The organism is Flavobacteriales bacterium (assembly GCA_021296215.1).
GTDB lineage: Bacteria > Bacteroidota > Bacteroidia > Flavobacteriales > ECT2AJA-044 > ECT2AJA-044.
On record JAGWBA010000011.1, the window covers coordinates 12,960 to 34,349 of the forward strand.

26 protein-coding genes are annotated in these 21,390 nt (G+C 50.6%); 15 read left to right on the forward strand and 11 right to left on the reverse strand.

Annotated elements, in window-relative coordinates; genetic code table 11:
• Position 1: 1 nt before the first annotated feature.
• Together J4F31_03285 and J4F31_03290 are read right to left on the reverse strand one after the other, a co-directional pair.
• Complete coding sequence (locus tag J4F31_03285; GenBank protein MCE2495593.1) at positions 2–1,345, reverse strand: beta-lactamase family protein; 1,344 nt, start codon at positions 1,343–1,345, stop codon at positions 2–4.
• 41 nt (positions 1,346–1,386) lie between these two features.
• Positions 1,387–2,646, reverse strand: coding sequence for a proline dehydrogenase family protein (locus J4F31_03290; GenBank protein MCE2495594.1), 1,260 nt, complete (start codon positions 2,644–2,646; stop codon positions 1,387–1,389).
• Positions 2,647–2,682: 36 nt separating this feature from the next.
• Between J4F31_03290 and aroB the strand changes: the two genes are divergently transcribed.
• The 4 genes from aroB to J4F31_03310 all read left to right on the forward strand — a co-directional run bounded on the left by aroB (position 2,683) and on the right by J4F31_03310 (position 6,113).
• Positions 2,683–3,783 (forward strand): 3-dehydroquinate synthase, encoded by a 1,101-nt coding sequence (aroB, locus tag J4F31_03295; protein MCE2495595.1) that lies wholly within the window; start codon positions 2,683–2,685, stop codon positions 3,781–3,783.
• A gap of 1 nt (position 3,784) precedes the next feature.
• On the forward strand, positions 3,785–5,017 hold the full coding sequence (locus J4F31_03300) for a hypothetical protein (protein ID MCE2495596.1): 1,233 nt from the start codon (positions 3,785–3,787) through the stop codon (positions 5,015–5,017).
• Positions 5,018–5,136: 119 nt separating this feature from the next.
• On the forward strand, positions 5,137–5,709 hold the full coding sequence (locus J4F31_03305) for an alcohol dehydrogenase catalytic domain-containing protein (GenBank protein ID MCE2495597.1): 573 nt from the start codon (positions 5,137–5,139) through the stop codon (positions 5,707–5,709).
• Positions 5,655–6,113, forward strand: a complete 459-nt coding sequence (locus tag J4F31_03310) for a zinc-binding dehydrogenase (protein ID MCE2495598.1) — start codon at positions 5,655–5,657, stop codon at positions 6,111–6,113. The genes J4F31_03305 and J4F31_03310 overlap by 55 nt, the downstream gene beginning before the upstream one ends.
• 401 nt (positions 6,114–6,514) lie before the next feature.
• On the opposite strand, the gene alaS is transcribed toward J4F31_03310, so the two are convergent.
• Positions 6,515–9,121, reverse strand: a complete 2,607-nt coding sequence (gene alaS / locus J4F31_03315) for an alanine--tRNA ligase (GenBank protein ID MCE2495599.1) — start codon at positions 9,119–9,121, stop codon at positions 6,515–6,517.
• Between the two features lie 166 nt (positions 9,122–9,287).
• Here alaS and J4F31_03320 point away from each other — a divergent pair, with 166 nt between their 5' ends.
• Genes J4F31_03320 through J4F31_03340 form a run of 5 tightly spaced genes read left to right on the forward strand, consistent with a single transcriptional unit; the run spans position 9,288 to position 12,440 of the window.
• The gene (locus tag J4F31_03320; GenBank protein ID MCE2495600.1) at positions 9,288–10,259 is read left to right on the forward strand and encodes a M23 family metallopeptidase; all 972 of its coding nucleotides are present in this window, start codon (positions 9,288–9,290) and stop codon (positions 10,257–10,259) included.
• 36 nt (positions 10,260–10,295) lie between these two features.
• Complete coding sequence (locus tag J4F31_03325) at positions 10,296–10,628, forward strand: MerR family transcriptional regulator (GenBank protein MCE2495601.1); 333 nt, start codon at positions 10,296–10,298, stop codon at positions 10,626–10,628.
• The gene (locus J4F31_03330; GenBank protein MCE2495602.1) at positions 10,625–11,206 is read left to right on the forward strand and encodes a LemA family protein; all 582 of its coding nucleotides are present in this window, start codon (positions 10,625–10,627) and stop codon (positions 11,204–11,206) included. Before J4F31_03325 ends, J4F31_03330 begins: the two co-directional genes overlap by 4 nt.
• Positions 11,206–11,646: a TPM domain-containing protein gene (locus J4F31_03335; protein ID MCE2495603.1), complete on the forward strand. Its 441-nt coding sequence runs from the start codon at positions 11,206–11,208 to the stop codon at positions 11,644–11,646. Before J4F31_03330 ends, J4F31_03335 begins: the two co-directional genes overlap by 1 nt.
• Positions 11,646–12,440: a TPM domain-containing protein gene (locus J4F31_03340; protein MCE2495604.1), complete on the forward strand. Its 795-nt coding sequence runs from the start codon at positions 11,646–11,648 to the stop codon at positions 12,438–12,440. Before J4F31_03335 ends, J4F31_03340 begins: the two co-directional genes overlap by 1 nt.
• Positions 12,441–12,560: 120 nt before the next feature.
• Here J4F31_03340 and rfaD read toward each other — a convergent pair whose 3' ends face one another.
• The 3 genes from rfaD to mqnB are packed head-to-tail and all read right to left on the reverse strand — an operon-like array spanning position 12,561 to position 15,042.
• The gene (rfaD, locus tag J4F31_03345; protein ID MCE2495605.1) at positions 12,561–13,532 is read right to left on the reverse strand and encodes an ADP-glyceromanno-heptose 6-epimerase; all 972 of its coding nucleotides are present in this window, start codon (positions 13,530–13,532) and stop codon (positions 12,561–12,563) included.
• The gene (locus J4F31_03350) at positions 13,529–14,365 is read right to left on the reverse strand and encodes a 1,4-dihydroxy-6-naphthoate synthase (GenBank protein MCE2495606.1); all 837 of its coding nucleotides are present in this window, start codon (positions 14,363–14,365) and stop codon (positions 13,529–13,531) included. The genes rfaD and J4F31_03350 overlap by 4 nt, the downstream gene beginning before the upstream one ends.
• The gene (mqnB, locus tag J4F31_03355) at positions 14,362–15,042 is read right to left on the reverse strand and encodes a futalosine hydrolase (protein ID MCE2495607.1); all 681 of its coding nucleotides are present in this window, start codon (positions 15,040–15,042) and stop codon (positions 14,362–14,364) included. Before mqnB ends, J4F31_03350 begins: the two co-directional genes overlap by 4 nt.
• A gap of 37 nt (positions 15,043–15,079) precedes the next feature.
• Here mqnB and J4F31_03360 point away from each other — a divergent pair, with 37 nt between their 5' ends.
• Genes J4F31_03360 through J4F31_03370 form a run of 3 tightly spaced genes read left to right on the forward strand, consistent with a single transcriptional unit; the run spans position 15,080 to position 16,892 of the window.
• Positions 15,080–16,066 carry an amino acid ABC transporter substrate-binding protein gene (locus J4F31_03360; protein MCE2495608.1) on the forward strand — a complete coding sequence of 329 codons (987 nt, stop codon included), beginning with the start codon at positions 15,080–15,082 and terminating at the stop codon, positions 16,064–16,066.
• 4 nt (positions 16,067–16,070) lie between these two features.
• Positions 16,071–16,475, forward strand: a complete 405-nt coding sequence (locus J4F31_03365) for a hypothetical protein (GenBank protein MCE2495609.1) — start codon at positions 16,071–16,073, stop codon at positions 16,473–16,475.
• An 18-nt stretch (positions 16,476–16,493) separates the two neighbouring features.
• Positions 16,494–16,892: a hypothetical protein gene (locus J4F31_03370; GenBank protein ID MCE2495610.1), complete on the forward strand. Its 399-nt coding sequence runs from the start codon at positions 16,494–16,496 to the stop codon at positions 16,890–16,892.
• A gap of 10 nt (positions 16,893–16,902) precedes the next feature.
• On the opposite strand, the gene J4F31_03375 is transcribed toward J4F31_03370, so the two are convergent.
• The 5 genes from J4F31_03375 to J4F31_03395 form a co-directional block, all read right to left on the reverse strand.
• Positions 16,903–17,628: a hypothetical protein gene (locus J4F31_03375; GenBank protein MCE2495611.1), complete on the reverse strand. Its 726-nt coding sequence runs from the start codon at positions 17,626–17,628 to the stop codon at positions 16,903–16,905.
• Complete coding sequence (locus tag J4F31_03380; protein MCE2495612.1) at positions 17,625–17,804, reverse strand: hypothetical protein; 180 nt, start codon at positions 17,802–17,804, stop codon at positions 17,625–17,627. The genes J4F31_03375 and J4F31_03380 overlap by 4 nt, the downstream gene beginning before the upstream one ends.
• 15 nt (positions 17,805–17,819) lie before the next feature.
• The gene (locus tag J4F31_03385; GenBank protein MCE2495613.1) at positions 17,820–18,113 is read right to left on the reverse strand and encodes a hypothetical protein; all 294 of its coding nucleotides are present in this window, start codon (positions 18,111–18,113) and stop codon (positions 17,820–17,822) included.
• 71 nt (positions 18,114–18,184) lie between these two features.
• Positions 18,185–18,598 (reverse strand): hypothetical protein, encoded by a 414-nt coding sequence (locus tag J4F31_03390; GenBank protein MCE2495614.1) that lies wholly within the window; start codon positions 18,596–18,598, stop codon positions 18,185–18,187.
• Positions 18,599–18,742: 144 nt separating this feature from the next.
• A complete protein-coding gene (locus J4F31_03395) occupies positions 18,743–19,123 on the reverse strand; it encodes a YrdB family protein (GenBank protein MCE2495615.1) in 381 nt (126 codons plus the stop codon).
• Positions 19,124–19,230: 107 nt separating this feature from the next.
• Here J4F31_03395 and J4F31_03400 point away from each other — a divergent pair, with 107 nt between their 5' ends.
• Genes J4F31_03400 through fabD form a run of 3 tightly spaced genes read left to right on the forward strand, consistent with a single transcriptional unit; the run spans position 19,231 to position 21,389 of the window.
• Positions 19,231–19,650, forward strand: coding sequence for a 6-carboxytetrahydropterin synthase (locus tag J4F31_03400; protein ID MCE2495616.1), 420 nt, complete (start codon positions 19,231–19,233; stop codon positions 19,648–19,650).
• The gene (locus J4F31_03405) at positions 19,640–20,506 is read left to right on the forward strand and encodes a ChaN family lipoprotein (GenBank protein ID MCE2495617.1); all 867 of its coding nucleotides are present in this window, start codon (positions 19,640–19,642) and stop codon (positions 20,504–20,506) included. Before J4F31_03400 ends, J4F31_03405 begins: the two co-directional genes overlap by 11 nt.
• Before the next feature lies 1 nt (position 20,507).
• The gene (gene fabD / locus J4F31_03410; protein MCE2495618.1) at positions 20,508–21,389 is read left to right on the forward strand and encodes an ACP S-malonyltransferase; all 882 of its coding nucleotides are present in this window, start codon (positions 20,508–20,510) and stop codon (positions 21,387–21,389) included.
• Position 21,390: the final 1 nt, after the last annotated feature.

Consider the following 21,390-nt stretch of genomic DNA (forward strand, 5'->3'; position numbering starts at 1 on the left):
GTCATTCTTTCTTAAAATCGGCCACAAACTGCCCTTGTTCCAGGTGAAAACAGCAGAATTCGCCCGACTCATCCTTTGAGAAGGTCATTACGATACCCGCGCGCTCCAAAGTGAACACGTCGTCTCCTTGAGGCTCCAACGGCAATTCGGGCTGTCCTTCGGCTTGAGCCGTGAGCTGCGCGCCATTGGTTCGGACTTCTATCGGTAATGGGAATGTTTCGCTTTTGTAGGTCCCCTCGAGCGAATGTAGGTACTCAGGGCTCAGGTCTACCTGCACGAACGTCGGCATTTCGAGGATATCGCCGTAAAATGCGGATGCCGCAACAGCGCGCATTTCATCGATATCGTAGCGGACTACATTAGCCGTGAAGGCGATCGCCAAATCATCCTCCGGCACATAAACCAGCACTGCGGCGAAGTCGTCGATTCCCCCATTGTGTCCGAATCCCTCTTTACCGTGCACATCAATCGGAAAGATCCCCAATCCATATCCATCTTCCACGGTGGTCATCTGACTCAGTTGATCATCACCAATGAGTTTCCCCGAAAACAACGCCGTAATGAAGGTCGTTAGATCCTCGGCGGTGCTCACCATGCTTCCGGCCCCGTGCGGAATACTCATATCCGTTTCGGTCGAGGGGATCCACCGGCGGCCATCCCATTCGTAGCTTTGGGCTTCATTCTGACCCTGCGGGTCGATGGGTCCACCGTAGTAGGTTCGCTTGAACTTGAGCGGCTTGGTGATCTTTTTCTCAACGAGTTGCGCATAAGATATGCCCGTTTCCTTTTCGAGAATGTATCCGAGAAGGACGAAATTCGAATTGCTGTACGAATGCTTGGTTCCCGGTGCAAACGCAGGTTCGAACTCGTAAATGCGTTGCAGCATTTGTTCGTGCGTTTGTGCCGTTTCCATGTACTCGAGGTATTCAGGATCGGAGGTGATTGAATATATCCCACTTGAATGATTGAGCATTTGTTTGATCGTGATGTTCGCCGCGTTGGGGACGGACGGGTACCAGTTACTTAAAGGATCGTCCAAACTCACATCCCCTTTTTGGACCAACTGCATAATCATGACGGCCGTGAAGGTCTTGGAGATGGAGCCGATACGGAAGGCGGTTTTATCGTCGGGGGCTACATTTCCGCTTTCATCGGTATTGCGCACTCCGATCGATTTGGAAAACAGCAATTTCCCATCGGCCCGCAGGGCCAAAGCACCCGAAGCGCGCTGGTGGGCATTAAGCGTGTCGAGATAATTCGAAAGTTGTTGGGTATTAAAATCCTGCGCGAAGATCGCCGCAGAAAACAAGACGAATTCGATCGCTAAAAGTTGGCGCTTCAACATATAGTGAAATCGTTTATTGAAGGACTAAGGTAAGAAAATGACTAGGCGCGCACCTGCACTCCCTTCTCGGCTTTTCGGCGAATCACCTCCTTTGTCAGGAGCGTAAGCTCGCGTCCGGCCTGCCCTTCCACTGAGGTATTTTCTTCGGCGCGACGAAACAAATAGGGCATGACGTATCGCACCGGACCAAATGGAAAATATTTCACCACGTTGAAACCGCGGTCGGCCAGGTTGAAGCTGATGTGATCGCTCATTCCAAAGAGCTGCGAAAAGTAAACGCGCTTGTCGTCCTTGGCTATGCCGTACTTTTCCATGAGATCGACTCCTAGTTGAGAGCTTAGTTCGTTATGGGTTCCCGCAACGATGGCCATTTGATCGATGTGCTCCAAGATGAAGCGGAAGGCCTCATTGAAATCGCGGTCGGTATCGTCCTTGGTCTTTTGGATGGGATCGGTATAGCCTTTTTCGCGTGCGCGTTCCCTTTCTTTTTCCATGTAAGCCCCACGGACGATCTTGATGCCCACTTGAAAACCATTCTTTACGCCGTCTTCATAGAGGTACTTCAGGTAATCGAGGCGATCGTGCCGATACATCTGAAGTGTATTGTATACGATAGCGCGATCCTTGTTGTACTTGGCCATAAGGTCGCGAACCAATTCATCAACAGGATTCTGAATCCAGCTTTCTTCGGCATCGATCAGCAGCGGAAACCCTTTCTCGGCCGATTTCGCAGCAACCTCATCGACCCGCGTTTTGGCCCGCTCCCACTCGGCTTCTTCCTTTGAAGATAGCTGTGCGCCCGATTGAATTTTTTCGAGTAAGCCAAAACGAATGAGCCCGCTCGGTTTAAGAACGGTAAATGGTATTCCCTGTACACTTTCGGCCCGATCAATGATCTCGAGTGCTACGTGCTGCGCATTATCAAGCACATCGCTAGTTACCTTACCTTCTACCGAATAATCGAGAATCACCTCCACGCCCAGTCCGCGCAGTTGCGCCAAGGTACGCTCGCACTCCTCCATGGTTTCTCCTCCGCAAAAATGGTCGAAGACCGTAGCTCTAATGATGGGCTTGATAGGTAAATGCAAGAACAGGCCGATCTTGGTCAAGGCCTTTCCGATAGATACGAGCCACGGATAGTTGAGCATGCTGAACAGGTAGTAAGCCCTGCGCAATTCGCGGTCGCTTTTGGCTCTGAAAGCAACGCTAGTATCATCAAAATGTATTCTCTCGGCCAATGAAGTCAACTTTGCGTTAATCCCACCGGGGATATTACGGCAAATATAAGCTTGTTCAAGCATTCTCCTGTATATTTAACGCCTCTAAGCCGAGACCCTATGTCCCCATCACTTCTCGAGACCAACGACTACCCCATTTACTTCGGCGAACAGGGCATTCGCGCGCTGAACGAATCGCTCCGCAGCGGTGACTACAGCTCCGTTTTCGTGCTGGTCGACGAGAATACCGAACAGGCTTGTCTCCCCATTTTCCTGCATTTCGCCGATGCCGTTGAGCACGCATCGACCATTCGGATCTCCTCGGGTGAGGAGCACAAGGATATCGACACTTGTCGCAGTATTTGGTACGAGCTCCTTACACGTGGAGCCGATCGGCATTCACTGCTGATCAACCTCGGAGGTGGGGTCATTACCGACATGGGCGGGTTTGCCGCAGCGACCTTCAAACGGGGAATCGATTTCATTCACGTGCCAACTACTCTGTTGGCTCTGGTCGATGCTTCGGTAGGCGGAAAAGTCGGGATCGATTTCGAAGGAGCCAAAAACCAAGTCGGCGTATTTGCCCAGCCCGGGGCCGTGCTCATTTTTCCGAAGTTCCTCAAGTCCCTCAGTAAACAGCATTACCTCGCCGGTTTCGCCGAAGTGATTAAACACGGACTCATCGCCGATGCCGATTACTGGAGGCGTTGCACGGAAACCTCCTTGGCCGATACCGACGACCTACAGGGGCTCATTTACGAGTCGATCCGCATCAAATACGAATTCGTAAAGCGCGATCCATTTGATCGCGGCAACAGGCACGCGCTGAATTTCGGGCATACGGTCGGACACGCGCTCGAGAGTCATTTCTTGATCGACGATGAGCGCATGCCTCTCCTACACGGCGAAGCGGTGGCAGCGGGCATGGTGATCGAAAGTTACCTCAGCTACCGAATGGCCGGGTTACCGCACGACCAATTGGACGAGATATCCGGATTTATTTTGGATCTTTTTGGGAGCGCGCCCTTGCGGGCAGATGAGGGAGTCGCCGTCCTCGAGTGGATGCGCAAGGATAAGAAGAACGTTTCGGACGAAATTCGCTTTTGTCTGATCCCAAAAATTGGCGAATTCAAAGTAGGTGAAGCATGTTCCGACGAACTCATACACGAAGGATTGAATTACTACCTTCAACGAGCCGAGTTACAACCAAAAAAGCACTGAATTGAGCACCATCCGCCTTCAATGGTCCCTTTGGAAGAACGAGGAGGTTCGACTGCCCGATTCAAAATCGTGGTGGAACAGGTACTACTTGATCAAAGCCCTTAGCGGACAATCACTTTCGGAGCCCAAAATTTACCAAGCCGATGACGTGCATAGAATGTACGATGGGCTAACGCAAACTGGAGCCGAGATCAATGTTGGCGGCGCGGGTACTGCGTATCGATTCATGACCGCAAATTTGGCGCTCCGAGCCCGGCGATCGGGCCGAACGTTCCGCCTCGACGGAAACGATCAAATGAGAAAAAGGCCCATTCGCGCATTGGTTGATGCTCTACGACTCCTTGGCACCCGCATTGAATACGTAGGCAATAAAGGATATCCACCACTACTCATACAGCCCGGAAATCTGAAGGGTGGTACACTGCACTGGAGCAATCGCGAGTCGAGTCAGTTCGTCAGTGCCCTGATGATGATCGCGCCATATTTGGACGAAGGGCTACAGATTCGATGGTCGGGCCGGTTGGTATCGGGCAGCTACATCGACCTCACACAAGAAATTATGGAGGCATGTGGTGCTACCATCCAGCGCGAAAAGCATAAGATCGTGATCGAACCGGGTGAATACAGCGAAGACTTCCACATCCGCCCGCAGGGCGATTGGAGCAGTGCGGCATTTTGGCTGAGTGCTTTGATGCTGCGCGGACGCGGTAGTGTGACCTTGCGCGATCTGTACCCCGGCACTCACCAAGGCGATGAGTGCCTCCTCGGAATTTACAAGAGTTGGGGCTTGCAGGCCACACCGACACAGGTGGGCATGCATGTTGCGTTGCTCGATCGAAACTTGCCCGAACGGCTCGACATCGACTTGGGTGACGCGCCGGACTTGGTTCCGACCATGGCTGCCACTGCCGTCGGACTCCGGATGGTGGGGCGCATTAAGGGCATTGGACATTTGCGGTTCAAAGAGAGTAACCGGCTCGAATCGCTGAAGGCCGAACTGGAAAGATGGGGCGCTACGGTTGAGATCGGTGAAGATCAGCTAAAGTGGGGGTCATTCGCCAAACCGCAAGAGGACATCGTACATCGGACCTATGGCGATCACCGAATGGCCATGGCCTTTGCACCTTTGGCACAAATCAAGGAGATCAAGATCGAAGACCCGGAAGTGGTAGCTAAGAGTTATCCACTGTTCTGGGAAGAAGGCGAAAAGCTGGGGCTGGCTTCGAGTTCTTAATTCTTAGTTGGTTGATTAGTACCAAAATTTAGATTTATAGCTTCAATCGAAAAGCTAAAGCTTACGGCTTATGGCTACAAAAACATAGACCTCAACACTAAACGCTAAGAACTATGGTAATGAAAGCCGCATATCGCGAAATATACGGAGGGGCTGAAGTGCTCGAATGGCGCGAAATACCTACTCCAGAACCTAGTGCCAATGAGGTGCGGGTTAAGGTTGTCTACACGAGTGTGAACAGGGCGGATTCTGAAGTCGTGATGGGGAATTACTGGTTATTCCGGCTTTTTACCGGCCTTTTTCGCCCGAAATACCCGGTTCCGGGGGCCGATGTATGCGGCATCATCGATAAAATTGGCGCTGGGGTGACTCAATTCCAAGTGGGCGACCGTGTAGTTGGTTTAAACGACAATAGCCATCCGACACAGGTCGAATACTCGGTATGGCCCGAAAAGAGCAGTTTGCGTAAAATACCAAGCGAAGTTTCGTTCAAGGATATCATTGCCTGTGCCGAAGGCGGATATTATACGCTGAATTTCATCAATAAGGTGAATATGAAAACCGGTGATCGGGTTATGGTAAATGGAGGAACCGGAGCTATAGGCTCTTCGGCCATACAGATCCTGAAGCAAATGGGGTGTACCGTTGTAGCTACTCGCGGACCGAGCACCTCGAGCTCGTTCGGTGCTTAGGGGCGGAGCAGGTCATTGATTACACACGGGACGATTTCACGAGAGTCGACGATCAGTTCGACTTCATCTTCGATTCGGTCGGAAAAAGTCGATTCAAGTATTGCAAACGAATCATGAAGCCCCGTGCAGTTTACATCAGTTCTGAACTGGGCCCAAAGGCCGAGAATATCTGGTTAACACTGGCCGGATTGTTCACGAAAAAGAAGCGGGTAAAGTTTCCTGCTCCTTCGAATCCGGCCGAAAACCTCGAAAAACTCATCGCCCTAATTTCCGAAGGCTCATTAAAGGGTGTGGTCGCTAGAGAATATCCTCTTGAAGAAGTTCAAGAAGCTTACACCTATGTCATTGGTGGGCAAAAAGTCGGGGCCGTACCGGTGTCTCTAGGCGCAAATACCGGAGGGTGACGGAAAAATCTATGAGCTGTAGGCTTAGCTTTAGCTTTAGCTTTAGCAAAGATCAAAAAGGCCCCGTTCGTCCCAAAAATTAACCGTTCGTCCCAAAAATTAACCGTTCGTCCCAATTGGAACGTTGACAAGTGCTTTAGTTAGTGAAGTTGAGCAGAATGCAGAACCAAGGAGCTAAAGCTTATGCCATTGGCATTTCAGAAGAAACTGATTTCGGCTTGGCCGAAACCTGATTCGCCATAGGCGAACCTGATGCAAAGCGCTTGATTTCGGTTCCTCCGAAACCCGATTCGCCATAGGCGAACCTGATGCAAAGCGCCTGATTTCGGCTCCTCCGAAACCCACTTATACCACTTATGAAACTGCTAGCACCGCAGATGGGCCTGAGTTGATCCTGTGGCTCAACCCTGAAAGAGTTCTTTTGCTTTTTCCAGCGCTCGGTCGATTCCGCCCGCTTCCTTACCCCCCGCAGAGGCAAAGAACGGCTGCCCGCCGCCGCCGCCTTTGATCTCTTGTGCGAGATCGCGAATGATCTTTCCGGCATTCCAGTCTTTGGATTTCACTAAGGGTTCGCAGACCAAGAGGTTGAGGTTAGGCTTTCCATTATGGACGGTGGCTATTACGACCACCAGGTCATCGTTTTCCGCCTTGAGTTCAAAGGCCAAGTTCTTGATACTTCCGGGATCCAGGTCAACTTTAGCCACGATCAACCGACCTCCGTCGATGGCAATGGCGTCTTTCAGCAGTTCGTCCTTGAGTCCGCCCGCCTTCTCAGCCAATAGCGATTCGATCTGACGCTGCATCTTGTGGTTTTCGTCGCGCAGCTGAGCGATCGACTTCAGTGGATCTTGCGACTTCAACAATACTTTTACCTGTTGTAAAAGTCCCTCCTGCTCGCGGAAATAAGCATCGGCCTTATCGGCCGTAATAGCCTCAATACGGCGGATTCCGGCCGCAATGGCTGACTCGCTCACGATCTTGAAATGCCCGATTTGCCCCGTGCTCGGAACATGTGTACCTCCGCATAGCTCGAGGCTTTCGCCGAACTGAATAACCCGAACGGTATCTCCATACTTTTCGCCGAAAAGCATCATGGTGCCCATATCCTTAGCTGTACTCATTGGAACTGAGCGGTGTTCTTCGAGTTGAATATTTTGACGGACTCGTAGGTTCACCCAATCTTCCACGCGTTTGATCTCCTCATCGGACATCTTCTGGAAGTGGGAGAAATCGAACCGCAAATGATCCGGATGCACCAAACTTCCTCGCTGTTCTACGTGATCGCCGAGTACCTCGCGCAAGGCCTTATGAAGCAAATGCGTGGCCGAGTGGTTATTCTCCGTTCTTCTTCGAACTGAAGAATCGACAACAGCTTTGTACGTGCGGTCGGTGTAGCACGGCAACTCGGTGGTCATGTGTACGATCAAGTTGTTCTCCTTCTTTGTATCGAGGATCTCGATCTTATCGTCGTCGCACTGAATGTAACCGCGATCTCCTACTTGCCCCCCTCCTTCGGGATAGAATGGAGTGAGGTTGAAAGCGATCTGAAAGAGTTCTGCTTTTTTAGTTTTCACCTTGCGGTAGCGCGTTACCCGAACATCCGTCTCGAGGTAATCGTAGCCCACGAACTCCTCTTTTTCGTCATGAGTGAGCACCACCCAATCATCGGTCGTCACTTCAGCTGCGGCGCGTGATCGCTCTTTTTGACGATTGAGTTCCTGTTCGTACTCGGCTCTGTTCATCTCCATTCCGCACTCGCGCAAAATGAGTTCTGTTAGGTCCGTTGGAAACCCGTAGGTATCGTAAAGCTCAAAGACCTTGTCCCCGGCTAGTTCGTTACTCTTACTTTCGGAAAGGTACTGATCGAGGTGCTTAAGACCTTGTTCCAAGGTACGCAAGAAGGAAGCCTCTTCCTCTTGTATTACTTTCTCAATGAGGTCTTTTTGTTGACGCAATCCCTCGAAGAAATACCCCATGAGTTCATCGAGCACCTCGATGAGTTTGTAAATGAACGGTTCTTTTTGGTTGAGGAAGGTAAATCCGTATCGCGATGCACGGCGAAGAATTCGGCGAATTACATAACCCGCACCGTTGTTACCGGGTAATTGTCCATCGACGATGGAGAAAGCGATAGCTCGGACATGATCTGCGACAACGCGCATGGCGATGTCAGCCTTTTCGTTTTCGCCGTAAGTATGATCGGTTAGTGCTCCGATTTTGTCGATGATGGGCTTGAAGACATCGGTGTCGTAATTCGACTTTACGCCTTGTAAAGCCATGCACAAACGTTCGAATCCCATTCCGGTATCGACGTGTTTTTTAGGAAGGTGAACCAGCGACCCATCGGCCAGTCGATTGTACTCCATGAAAACGAGGTTCCAGATCTCCACGACCAGCGGGTGGTCTTGATTGACCAACTCGGTGCCGGACTGAGCACGGCGTTCTTCATCGGACCGCAGGTCGATATGTATTTCAGAAGAAGGGCCGCAAGGACCTTGATCGCCCATCTCCCAGAAGTTATCTTTTTTGTTCCCCATCAGGATCCGGTCTTCGGGAACGATGTTCGACCACTCGCGGAAAGCCTCGCGATCCATACCGAGGTCATCACCTTCATCACCTTCGAACACAGTCACGAACAGGCGATCTTTGTCGAGTCCGTAGACGTCAGTAAGCAATTCCCAAGCCCAAGCGATCGCTTCCTTTTTAAAATAATCGCCGAACGACCAGTTTCCGAGCATCTCGAACATGGTGTGGTGGTAGGTATCGTGCCCCACCTCTTCGAGGTCGTTGTGCTTTCCCGAAACGCGCAAACATTTTTGCGTATCGGCCACGCGGGCATGCTGAATTTCCGCATTACCCAAGATCAGGTCTTTGAACTGATTCATACCCGCATTGGTGAACATGAGGGTAGGATCGTCCTTGATCACCATGGGTGCGGAAGGAAAGATATGGTGTTCTTTTTCGGAGAAGAACAACAAAAACTTGCGACGGATTTCCTGTGAAGAGATCATATAGCGGTCGAACTTTGCCGACATTCTATTGTTGATAACTGAATGTCAGGCAGTTACAAAACAAGCTTAAATAATGTGTATTTTTGCAGCGCAATAAGTACTTAAAAGGGTACCGTTTTTGCCTGGTCAAAAGTGGTCCAAATTTAAGGAATCCGCAATCATTATGGCGAATGTCAGATATTACTACGACAGCGAAACGCTGAGTTACAAAAAGATCGAGAAGAGCCCGAAGGACACGGTGCGCTCGGTTTTGCTGTTTCTTTCGGCCAGCGCGCTCTTTGCAGTGCTGATGTTGTTCGTATTGTTCACTTTCTTCGACTCTCCAAAAGAGAAGCGATTGAAGCGCGAATTGGAGCAAATGACGTTTCAGTATGAGATGTTGAATGACCGCATGGATCAGATTCAGGTGGTCATGAACGACATACAGGAGCGCGATGATCATATTTACCGAGTAATTTTCGAGACCGACCCCATTCCCGCGAGTATTCGGAAATCCGGGTTTGGAGGGGTAAACCGCTACAAGAAATTGGAAGGGTATCAGAATTCCAAGCTCGTTGTGGAGACTACCAAGAAGCTCGATCAGTTGAGCAAACAGGTCGTGATCCAGAGCAAGTCGTTTGACGAGGTCATCGAAAAAGCGAAGCGCAAAGAAGATATGTTGGCGTCCATTCCGGCGGTTCAGCCCGTGGCGAACAAGGATCTTAAGCGTATGGCCAGTGGGTACGGTTACCGGATCGACCCGATCTACAAGACCCGAAAGTTCCACGCCGGTATGGACTTTAGTGCGAATACGGGTACACCTATCTACGCTACCGGTGACGGGGTGGTAACACGAGCCGATCGCCGCAGTAGTGGGTACGGAAATCACGTTCGTATCGATCACGGATATGGTTACCTGACCCTGTACGGTCACATGAGCAAAATGTTGGTGCGTCCTGGACAAAAAGTAACTCGCGGCGAAATCATAGGTTATGTAGGAAACACCGGAAAGTCGGTCGGACCTCACTTGCACTATGAGGTGCACAAGAATGGCAAGCCAGTAAATCCGGTGAATTTCTATTTCAACGACCTTACTCCGGAGGAATACGAGATCATGATCGAGTTGTCTCAGCGCCCAACGCAGTCACTCGACTGATAATTTGCTATCTTCGATTCCCCTATCGAAGATTGAATGTCTGACCCCGCTACATCCAAGAAACTGTATTACTCGATCGGCGAAGTTGCCAAGATGTTCGATGTAAACACGTCGATGATACGTTATTGGGAGAAAGAGTTCGACATTTTAAAGCCTAAGAAGAACAAAAAGGGCAATCGTTTATTTACTACAAAAGACGTTGAAAACCTCAAGGTGATCTACCACCTTTTGAAAGAAAGGGGGTTCACCATTGACGGGGCAAAGAAAAAGCTACGCGAAAACAAATCGGACTCGGTGAATACCGCCGACGTAGTTGCGCGTTTGAAGGAGATCAGAAACACATTAATGGAAATCAAAAGACAATTATGAAAAGGGGAACACTCATTCTCTTAGTGGTCGTTGGAGCTATTTTGCTCATCGGCTTTAGTATGTTCAATATCGCGACAGGCACGTACGACAAGGCCGTGGGGTATCAAGAATATGTTGATCAAGCTTGGGGCGATGTGCAAAGCAGCTATCAGAGACGTGCCGACTTGATCCCTAATTTAGTGGCAACCGTTCAGGGAGCTGCCGAGAACGAAAAAGAGATCTTAGTGCAGGTGACGCAGGCTCGCGCAGGCATTACGGAAGCCACCACTCCTGAGGAAATGGAACTCATGGGTCGAAAGATCAACACGGCCATCAATCTGGCCTTTGAGCGATACCCGGAAATCCGAAGTACTCAAAACTTTGCCGAGCTCCAGTCACAATTGGAAGGGACCGAAAATCGCATCAATGTAGCCAGGAGTCGGTATAATGAAGCCGTGGCGCGCTATAATACTTTTATTCGCGGATTTTGGAAGCGCCTGTACCTAGGTTGGTTGGGAGCCCCCGATGAATTCCCACGGAAAGACTCGTTCAGTGCGAAGGCAGGAAGCGAAGACGCGCCGGAAGTGAGTTTTGAGTAATGGCGAAACCTGTCGATCAATTCTTAACCACCGACGAACAAGAGCAGGTCATTGCGGCTATAAAGCAAGCAGAGCTCAAGACTTCGGGTGAAATCCGCGTACATATCGAACGACATCACGAAGATGAGCCCTATGCACGGGCGACCGAAATCTTTGGAAAACTGGGTATGCACGAAACCGCCCAACGCAATGGGGTGTTGATCTATGTTGCCACAGACGACCATCGCTTTGCCATCATTGGCGATGAGGGAATTGATGCGGTAACCCCTGATGATTTCTGGGAGTCGACGAAGGACGCCATGCAAACCCTCTTCAGAGTGGGGCGATTTGCGGACGGATTAGTAGCCGGGATCATGAGTGTTGGAACCGAGCTCCTGCACCATTTCCCGTACCAAGACGACGACGAAAACGAATTGCCGGACGAAATCTCAACGTCGTGATGAAAGCCAAGCATCTCATTCTTTTATTGGCCGTCTCAGTAACGCATCCGGCCGTAGGCCAAGATTTTCCACAACCGAAAAAAGGGCGAATTGTACATGATTTTGCCGAGCTTCTCAACGAGCGCGAAGAGCAGGCCTTGGAGCGCAAGTTGGTGGCGATGAACGACACCACGAGCGTTCAGATCGCGGTCATTACCATTGGTAGCCTTGGTGGATATGACGTGGCCGAATACAATATCAAGCCGAGTCACCTTTGGGGCATTGGTCAAGCGAAGGAAGACAATGGTATTTCCATTCTCATAGCGAGGGACGATCGCCGTGTGAATATCTCGACCGGATATGGCGTTGAGGAATTCGTTACCGACGCATTAAGTCGTCGGATCATCGATCAATACATGGTGCCGGAGTTTCGCAATGGCCACTATTACGCCGGGCTGGACGCAGGTACCGATGTGCTCATCGGATTGGTGAACGGTCAATTCGATGCTTCACAACTGGAAAAGCCGAAAGGCGAGCAAAAGGTTCCGGCAGGAGTCATATTCGTGATCGTATTGATCATCGTATTCGTTTTCGTGATGGCCTCGCGCGGTGGAAGAGGTGGCGGACGCGGAGGTGGCCGTAGAAGATCGGTCGCAACGGATGCCCTGTTAACGGCGTTTTTACTAAGTCACTCGGGTCGCTCCAGCTGGGGCGGCGGAGGCGGCTTTGGCGGTGGAGGCGGTTTCGGAGGAGGAGGTTTCGGCGGCTTTGGTGGCGGTGGATTTGGCGGCGGCGGAGCCAGCGGATCATGGTAAAAGTGCAACGCACTTTTACCCGTTCTTAGTTCTTACTGTTTAGTTCTTGGTTACCCGAACTCTGTCCATAGTGATAATCCACTGAACAATAGAATGAACTTAACACTCAGAACTATGAACTCAGTATCGTTTCCCCTCCAAGAGGTAACCCTTAACATACTGCTCTACCCCATTCTCCAAACTCGTAAAGGGCCTGTCGTAACCGGCATTGCGCAATTTTGACATATCGGCTTCAGTGAAATACTGATACTTATCGCGGATATCTTCCGGGGTATCGATGAACGAAATATTGGGTTCGAGCCCCATACCTTTAAACGTCGCCGTAGCCAAATCGATGAAACTTCTGGCCTGACCCGTTCCTAAGTTGTACAATCCGCTGCTCTCCTTTTTCCGATGATGCATGAGCCAGTACAAAACGTCAACGGCATCCTCCACATAAATGAAATCGCGCAGTTGCTCGCCATCCTTAAACTCGGGATTGTGACTTCTAAACAGTTTCATTCCACCCGTAGACTGCACCTGATTAAAGGTGTGAAAAACCACACTCGCCATTCGGCCTTTGTGGTATTCGTTTGGACCATAAACATTGAAGAATTTAATACCCGCCCAGAAATACGGTTTGCGCTTTTCCGCTAGTGCCCACTTATCGAAGTCGTTCTTTGAATCGCCATAGGGGTTCAGCGGCTTCAGGCGGTCCACGATGTCGTGGTCATCCTTGTAACCAAAATCCCCCAACCCATAGGTCGCCGCACTCGACGCGTAGATCAAGGGCAATCCAAACTCCACGCAATTGTTCCAAATTTCCTTGGTGTAATTGAGGTTTAGGCGATCAAAAAGCGCCACATCGAACTCCGTAGTATCGGTCCGCGCCCCGAGGTGAAACACGAACTCAACGAGCCGATGATTCGCCCGAAGCCATTCCGGAAACTCATCGCGATGAACGGTTTCCATATACTCTTTCTCGGTCCAATTGGACTTCTTATCGGCTCTATCGAAATCATCGACCAACACGATATTCTTGAACCCTTCGCGGTTCAATTTTCCTACTAAAACACTCGGGATGAATCCGGCCGCGCCGGTTACGACGATCATGCGCTCACGTATAGCGGCGTGTCGGCTGAATCGATGAGTCCTTGCCGCAGCATTTCGGCCCGCATGAAATCCACGGCCGCACGCCCATTCTCGCCCAAAGTTACGGTATAATCGTTGACGTACAAGTCGATGTGCCGATACATCACCTCGCGCTCCATCTTCTGCGCATGACACCGCACGTACTCCTCGGTTTGTTCGGGGTTATTCCGAGCGAATTCAACGGATAAGCGCAGCATTTCTTCTATTTCCTTCTGAGCCTGCGGCTCGATGCGGGAGTTCACGGCAATGCCACCCAAGGGTATGGCGTGGCGCGTCTCTGCTTCCCAGAACTCACCGAGATCACGCACCTTGGCCAGACCCTTTTCCGCGTAAGTGAAACGATTTTCGTGAATGATGACCCCCATGTCCACCTCGCCGTTCAACACCGCGTCTTCGATATCACTAAACAACATCGGCACTTTATTCTTCGCCTCAGGATAGGCAAAGCCCATGAGAAAATTAGCCGTTGTGCGTACGCCAGGTATCGCGATCCGTGCCTTTTGCGGGTCCAGCCCTTCGGTCTCCTTTCGAGCGATCAACAAAGGACCAACGCCCCGGCCCAAAGCGGTGCCGCTGTTGAGCAGTCGGTATTTATCGGTCAAATGCATCAGGGCGTTGAAACTCAGTTTTGTAATATCCAGATCCCCCTCCGCGGCTCGTTGGTTCAACTCCTCGACATCGAGTAAAACGGGTTCGAACCTCATATCTCCGGTATCGATTTTTCCATGAACCAGCGCATCGAAAATAAAGGTATCGTTAGGACAAGGCGAAAAGCCCAGGGTATAGGTCGTCATAATTGGTTCAAATACGCGATCAGGGTATCATTGAGCGCTTCGACGGCCCGTTTCAACTCCCAGTTATCGCGGTTGCGTCGTTCGACGTAATTGCTAACGGACCTAATTTGCGTAAAGTTCAATCGGCCCACGCGACAGGCGTACATGAAGGCAGCGCCTTCCATACTCTCGACCTGAGGCTGAACACGGCGTTCGGTCTCTTCAATGGTGACCTCATTCCCATGCACTTTATTCACGGTAACCGCCCGAACTTGGGTCAGTTTAGCCAATGGACCGTCGGTCATTGGCTCCGGATGCTCTATGACTCCGCTGCTGAAAGGGAAATCGTCGTCTTCCAGCAAGTCTAGATCGATCAAACTCAAGAAATTCTCCCCGTCCTCGGCCCCCATTTCCGGGAACTCATCTCGTGTCACCTGAACTACCTGAGCCACGTCTAACGATCGATCAAAGGCCCCACAAACTCCCGCATTGATGGCGATGTCGTAATGAGCACGGGCAAAGGCATCGCCCAGCCAAAACGCCGTGGCCATCATGCCCACTCCGGTTGTAAGTACATCGATCTTGTGTCCACGGTGATGGTATCGCACGGCTTTCGAATTCAACCGCTCCCCTTCGCCCAGGGATTGAATGAGGGATTTAATTTCAAGGGAGGTCGCGCTGACCAGCAGAATCTTCATAATATTCTATCTTAACGTCCCCCAAAGTTAGCATCCCATGCGCACATTTTTAGTGATTTTTTTCATCACTTTTTCAAGCCTGACCATAGCCCAAGAAGCCAACCTGAAATTGGTGGCGGACTATTGGCCGCCATTCACCAACGAGCCCAACCAAATAGCTTTTGCCCAGAGCCTGGTATATGAGGCCCTAAGTCGGGCCGATGTTCAAGCAACCACCACGATTCTTCCGTTCGATGACGTTTTAGCATCCTTGCGCAGTGGAGATGCCATGGGAAGCCCGGCCTTGTGGTTCTCATCGGACCGAGCGCAGCATTTACTGTATTCAGAACCTTACCTCGAAAATCAAGTGATCTTGGTCGGAGCAAAAGGCGCGGATGTCAGTGCCCGATCGCTTGTAGACCTCCGGGGAAAACGCATTGCCGTGGTTCAAGGCTACGCTTATGGAAACATGGACGAATCGGGCGTTATACTGATTGAAGGTGCCGATCAACAAGCTTGTTTGATCCGTGTTTTGAACGGTGAAGCGGACTACATGCTCGTCGATGCGCTATTGGTGAACTACGTGATGCAGCGGCAAGCCGAGCAGATGGTTGATAATCTCGCCGTAGGCGAAAACGTGCTTTTACATAAACCCCTTCATTTTGCGGTTAGGAAGGACATGGAGGGAGCCGAGAGTTTGATCGCGGCGTTCAATGCTCAGATCGAAGAAATGCAGAACGACGGAACGTACAACCGAATTCTGGAGTTGAACTCCATTCAGAAGGATGTGGACGGCGATGGTAGGCTCGATTACGTTCTGAGTTCCGATGCTTCCGGGTCGGCGCCGATGATGGCGAGTGATGCCTATCGTTTGTATCACGATCAGCAGGCGGAGACCCGGGGGTCATTTTATGTCGATGGTCAGCGTTATGCGACTTTGGATGAAGTTACGGCAGCGCACGGACATAATCCTGAAGCCCTGAGAGTTGAACAGGAAGTTCGCGGAGATAAGACCGGTGTTTATCTGTGGAATTTCGACCTCTGAGCCGATGTTCAAAGTGTTCAACAAACGGAGGTCGACGTCGCTCCAGAACGGTAAGGCAGGTCGCTATTTATCTTATGCAGTAGGGGAGATCATTTTGGTCGTGGTTGGGATCCTGATCGCCCTGCAAGTAAATACTTGGAAGGAAGGGCGGAAAAACAGGGATACGGAGCGGAAATACCTCGAAGCGCTCCTTGAAGACATTCACCTCGATCTGGAACACAATGAGGGTGTGGTGAATAATTCGACCCACAACCTTACGGCAATGAATAATGTGCGCGAGGCCATTCGTTCAAAGGCACTTTTTGAAGAGCTCGAATTCGGAACTTTTCCTCTTTCCTCGCAGAATGATACGATCAAATTTATAACGAGCATGGGCCGAATGGGATTCATGATCCTTCATCAATACTAGCTAAGCACTTTTGATGACATGAAATCTGCCGGCAAGACGTCGTTGATCCGCGACCCCGACTTGAAGAAGGCGATCTTTGAATACTATCAAACGATGGAGCGACTCGATGATTGGACGCACATCAAGCGCGTTGATCATCAGCGCATGACGCGAATACTTTCAGAGGTCATGCCCCACGAGCTCCGGCTATGGGTCAATTACCGAGTTCCGGAAAAAGATTCCCTTTGGCGGGCTGCTGCGCCGGATCCGGAATTGATGAGGGAAGCGCTGAAACAACACCCGGATTTTGAAGCGGCTTTGGAAGGCGTGATCTTCACGGCCAACCGGTTGATTATTGAACGGGCCTGGCGCGATGGCGAAGCTCATCGGCTCGAGGAACTTCTCGTGGCATACCTGGAACGCGATCACTCCGAATAAGTCGGTGGGCTCAATCACCCATGCCGATCACGATCCCCGCTTGAATGCCGTAGTTATTTGACCACATTTTCATATCGCGCAGCTCGCCGGCGACTAAATCCGTTATGAATGTAACTCCTGAACCTTCGGTCCAGAGGTCTTCTACCCCTCCCGAGCCGTTCCGGGGCACCTGGTAGTACGGCATGATTCGGATTCCGACCGCTTCACCCAGGGCCAAAACGACTTGCGCATTAAATGTCGTTGCCCCATTCATATGCAGTCCTTCATTCGCTCTGCGCCATTTGTTTTGATCCGTTGACCAGTTGTAAAGCTTAAAGTTGTACAGGTCCATGGAGGCGCCTACGCTAAAGCGCGACAATTCACTCCGCCAAATGTTGTAGAAGACGATGTAGCGAAATCCGTTGTGCTTGACTCGGAACGAATTCTCGAAGGGCTGACCCCAGGGGTCAATGCCCTCCAAGGTGCCTAGGCCTGCTTTTTTGTAATCGAAGATCATCTCGATACCCCAATGTTCGTCGGTAGCACCAAAGCCCCAAACTATACCTGACATGTCGCTGAGGTAACCGATTTGTTTTTCATCGGTGCCAAAGTAAAGGTTCGTGGCTTCCACGACTCGATTTACATTGTTGTTCGATTGGGTCATGGTAGCCCATTGATAGCCGCCTGTGAAGTACCGCTGCGACTGTGCGCTAAGAGCAACCGCGGCGGTTGCGGTAAGGAGTAAGAACTTTTTCATTCGAATGGTTTTCCGGTGAGTTCAATGGTGACCGTGTGCTCACCGTTGCGGTAACGTTTCCATGTTTCTCGGCCATCGGCCGGATACTCAATGCGGTGTTCTACCCAATCGTACAGTTTAGCGGGATCGGGGTTGATGAAGTCGATATAGATCAAATTTTCATTGAGTGCTATCACATTATTCCAATTGCTTTAGGTACTAATCGCCGGACCAAACATTCCGGCCCAATCCGGTGAGCTCGAAAAGGACCATAGCGTGTGCTCAACGGTATCGCTTAAAGTGCTGTTGGCATTATTTTGAAAGAAGACCAAGCGACCACAATCGGTACATACCGTACTGTCGCCATCATCGGTCTTTAGTACGAAGGCGTCGACATTGTATACCCCGGATTTATTCTCGAAGAATTCTTTTCCGGTGACGACGTCTTTATTGCACGCCGAAGCCATAATGGCCAGTAGCGCAATGAAATAGAGGGGTTTGATCATGACCTGTTGATTTACGGTAGCAAGTTGCAACAGCAAAAGCCTCAGGTCAATAGGACATTTGTACTAATTCTTCAACCGGGCCATACGGAAGAATCGTAGGCCAAGAAGAGCGTAACGCTGGCCATGATCTTTTCGAACAGAGAGGTAGCCAATAGGTTCCCGACCGTATTCAGGGCGAACAGCCCACAAAAAACCCATAGGGCGATGCGAACGTAGAGTGAATTTTGCCAGTGACCTATGAACCCGGCCCTTAGAGCCACGATGGCCATGGCGATCAGGTTAACAATCATAGAAACCGTTTCCATGACCACGAGTTGTTCCTGGTCTTGGAGTCGACCACCCCAAAGTTTATCCATCGGCATGAATCCGGCCCAGGCCAACAGGTGGAACATGGAGATCGCTCCGAATAGGATCAAGAGTGCTCGTGCTATGGACGTGATGTTCATGATGATATTCTGAGCACCTAAATATATTTTATTTCGCAAGGGTTTCTTAAAAGCACTTGCCGTCAACGGCTCAAGGGGCCGTGTAAGCGATGAGGCCAGGTGAAGATTTGTATTGGACTCGGCGCAAACCCATCGGGCCGCGAGGCCCAGAATCAAACAAAAAAAACGTGCCGGGACAGACATTCATCGCTGGCCGAGAAGCCAAAGGATGCGGTCCCAGGATAAAATGTAGTGAAGCACCGTAACAGCTAGGAAAACGGCGCCTAGTCGAGGGATCGACAAATCGAAGCAGGCCCAAATGGCACAAGAGAATAGGGTCCACTCGAGGGCCAACCGAATGGGTCCGGGGGTTTGCACGAAGGTCTTTCCGGAGCGACTGGGATCGTTCCTTGTGGCGAAAATGGCCCAGAGGCTCATGGCGAGTGTTGGGAAAAGAAGGGCCCACCAATAGTGCCGGCCTTGGGCGGCAATGTGGTATCCCCAAAATCCGAGGGCGAGTAGCATGGCGATTTCGAGGATGAATCGGACCGCTAAATTAAGAGGGTGGCTACCGAGGCGAAACATAGTACAGCGGTTTAGTTGCAAGGTATCAAGGTACTCATTTGACGAATGAGGAACTCACTATATTCAATACCTCAGGTGTCGTATCTTTGCACCAAATTTAAGCAGGCATGGCCTTAGTATATATTCAGCGAAGGGAGCGATTTAGTGCGGCGCATCAATTGTACAACCCAAATTGGACTGTCGAGCAGAACGATGCGGTCTTTGGGAAATGTGCCAATGAGAATTTTCACGGTCATAATTTCGCTTTGATCGCTACGGTCAAAGGAGAGCTGGATCCGGATACTGGCTTCGTAGTGAACTTGATAGACCTGAGTAGATTGATGAAGGAAAAAGTGATCGACCAGGTGGATCACAAGAACCTGAACCGGGACGTGGATTTTATGCGAGGTAAGATGGCTTCGACTGAAATCCTTATCATTGAGTTCTGGAACATACTAGCTCCGGAGATCGAAGCTTTAGGTGCGAAACTGCACAAGCTGCGATTGGAGGAGACGGAAAATAACTTTGTGGAGTATTATGGGGAGTAAGAAGATAGCGTTAGTGCTAGCATTGGCTTTAGCTTTGACCGGAGGAGTATGGGCGCAGCCTAAAGCATCGGCTTGGTTCAACGCCGAAGGTAAAGAGGTCAAGTACGAAAAACTCAAGAAGGACTTGTTGAATGCCGATGTGATCCTGTTCGGTGAGCTGCATAACAATCCGATCTGCCACTGGGTGCAGTGGGAAATGACTGATTTTGTTAATCGCGAGGGAGAGGGTCGGTTGATATTGGGCATGGAGATGTTCGAGACCGATCAGCAGTTGGTGCTCGACGAGTACATGAGTGGGCAAATGTCGGAGCGCAGTTTTAAGGGTCAAACTCATTTTTGGCCCAATTACTCTACCGATTACAAGCCGATAGTTGAATACGCCAAGGAGAATGGCATTCCGTTGATCGCGACGAACGTTCCCCGCCGCTATGCCAACATCATTTATTTGAATGGTATGGCTGCGCTGGATTCGCTCCCCGCTGCGGCTAAAGCTTATTTCCCGGCCGGAGATATGCCACTCGACACTAATTTGAGAAGCTATCGCGAGATGCTTGAAATGGGAATGGGTCACGGCGGTTGGGACATGATACGCGCTCAGGCAATGAAGGACTGGACCATGGCATGGAGCATCAATAAAAATTTAGAAGAGGGCGACAGTTTCTTGCATTTTCATGGAACTTTTCACAGCAAGTACGGTGAGGGAATTGGCTGGTACTTGCGTCAGATGAACCCGAATTTGAAGATCGTTGTGATCGCTTCGGTGGAACAAGCAGAAATTGATGAATTAGAAGAAGATCATCTCGGTGAAGCCGATTACATCATCGCTATTCCCGAGACCATGACCAAAACTCACTGATATGAAAGCATACGTTTTTCCGGGCCAAGGCGCTCAGTTCGTTGGAATGGGGCAAGACCTTTACGACAGGGGTGGTGCATTGAAAGAGCGCTTTGAGCAAGCAAACGACATTTTAGGATTCCGGATCACCGACATCATGTTCAGTGGGACCGACGAAGAGCTAAAGCAAACAAAAGTTACCCAACCGGCCATTTTTCTCCATAGTGTGATCTCGGCTGAAGCCGTGGGTTCAGCGTTTACTCCGGATATGACCGCCGGGCATTCCCTCGGGGAATTTAGCGCGCTGGTTGCTTCGAAGTCAATGAATTTCGAGGACGGATTGAAATTAGTATCTCAGCGTGCGTTGGCCATGCAGGAAGCTTGCGAAGCGGAGCCTTCTACCATGACGGCGATTTTAGGGTTGGACTACGCTGTTGTTGAAGACCTTTGCAGCCAGGTCGACGGAATCGTTGTACCGGCCAACTATAACTGTCCGGGTCAACTGGTGATCTCAGGCGCATATCCGGCCGTTGAGGCCGCGTGTAAAAAAATGCAGGAAGCGGGTGCACGAAGAGCATTGATACTTCCAGTGGGGGGCGCTTTTCACTCGCCATTGATGGAGCCGGCTCGTGAAAAGTTAGCTGCCGCGATAGAGAACACGTCGTTCAGTAATCCTATTTGCCCTGTATATCAGAATGTTCCGGCGGCCGCGGTTAGCGATGCCGGTGAGATCCAAAAGAACTTGGTGGCGCAATTGACGGCACCGGTGAAGTGGACTCAAAGCGTAGAGGCCATGGTGGCCGGTGGAGCTACGGATTTTATTGAAGTTGGACCGGGAAAAGTGTTACAAGGGTTGGTGAAGAAGATCCATCGAGAGGCGAATGTATCTTCTTTTAGCCTTTAAC

Bases quoted from the DNA above. Each gene is read 5' to 3' on its own strand.
- J4F31_03285 (MCE2495593.1), bottom strand. From the start codon at position 1,345: ATGTTGAAGCGCCAACTTTTAGCGATCGAATTCGTCTTGTTTTCTGCG.
- J4F31_03290 (MCE2495594.1), bottom strand. From the start codon at position 2,646: ATGCTTGAACAAGCTTATATTTGCCGTAATATCCCCGGTGGGATTAAC.
- aroB (MCE2495595.1), top strand. From the start codon at position 2,683: ATGTCCCCATCACTTCTCGAGACCAACGACTACCCCATTTACTTCGGC.
- J4F31_03305 (MCE2495597.1), top strand. From the start codon at position 5,137: ATGAAAGCCGCATATCGCGAAATATACGGAGGGGCTGAAGTGCTCGAA.
- J4F31_03320 (MCE2495600.1), top strand. From the start codon at position 9,288: ATGGCGAATGTCAGATATTACTACGACAGCGAAACGCTGAGTTACAAA.
- J4F31_03325 (MCE2495601.1), top strand. From the start codon at position 10,296: ATGTCTGACCCCGCTACATCCAAGAAACTGTATTACTCGATCGGCGAA.
- J4F31_03330 (MCE2495602.1), top strand. From the start codon at position 10,625: ATGAAAAGGGGAACACTCATTCTCTTAGTGGTCGTTGGAGCTATTTTG.
- J4F31_03335 (MCE2495603.1), top strand. From the start codon at position 11,206: ATGGCGAAACCTGTCGATCAATTCTTAACCACCGACGAACAAGAGCAG.
- J4F31_03340 (MCE2495604.1), top strand. From the start codon at position 11,646: ATGAAAGCCAAGCATCTCATTCTTTTATTGGCCGTCTCAGTAACGCAT.
- rfaD (MCE2495605.1), bottom strand. From the start codon at position 13,532: ATGATCGTCGTAACCGGCGCGGCCGGATTCATCCCGAGTGTTTTAGTA.
- J4F31_03350 (MCE2495606.1), bottom strand. From the start codon at position 14,365: ATGACGACCTATACCCTGGGCTTTTCGCCTTGTCCTAACGATACCTTT.
- mqnB (MCE2495607.1), bottom strand. From the start codon at position 15,042: ATGAAGATTCTGCTGGTCAGCGCGACCTCCCTTGAAATTAAATCCCTC.
- J4F31_03360 (MCE2495608.1), top strand. From the start codon at position 15,080: ATGCGCACATTTTTAGTGATTTTTTTCATCACTTTTTCAAGCCTGACC.
- J4F31_03365 (MCE2495609.1), top strand. From the start codon at position 16,071: ATGTTCAAAGTGTTCAACAAACGGAGGTCGACGTCGCTCCAGAACGGT.
- J4F31_03370 (MCE2495610.1), top strand. From the start codon at position 16,494: ATGAAATCTGCCGGCAAGACGTCGTTGATCCGCGACCCCGACTTGAAG.
- J4F31_03375 (MCE2495611.1), bottom strand. From the start codon at position 17,628: ATGAAAAAGTTCTTACTCCTTACCGCAACCGCCGCGGTTGCTCTTAGC.
- J4F31_03385 (MCE2495613.1), bottom strand. From the start codon at position 18,113: ATGATCAAACCCCTCTATTTCATTGCGCTACTGGCCATTATGGCTTCG.
- J4F31_03395 (MCE2495615.1), bottom strand. From the start codon at position 19,123: ATGTTTCGCCTCGGTAGCCACCCTCTTAATTTAGCGGTCCGATTCATC.
- J4F31_03400 (MCE2495616.1), top strand. From the start codon at position 19,231: ATGGCCTTAGTATATATTCAGCGAAGGGAGCGATTTAGTGCGGCGCAT.
- J4F31_03405 (MCE2495617.1), top strand. From the start codon at position 19,640: ATGGGGAGTAAGAAGATAGCGTTAGTGCTAGCATTGGCTTTAGCTTTG.
- fabD (MCE2495618.1), top strand. From the start codon at position 20,508: ATGAAAGCATACGTTTTTCCGGGCCAAGGCGCTCAGTTCGTTGGAATG.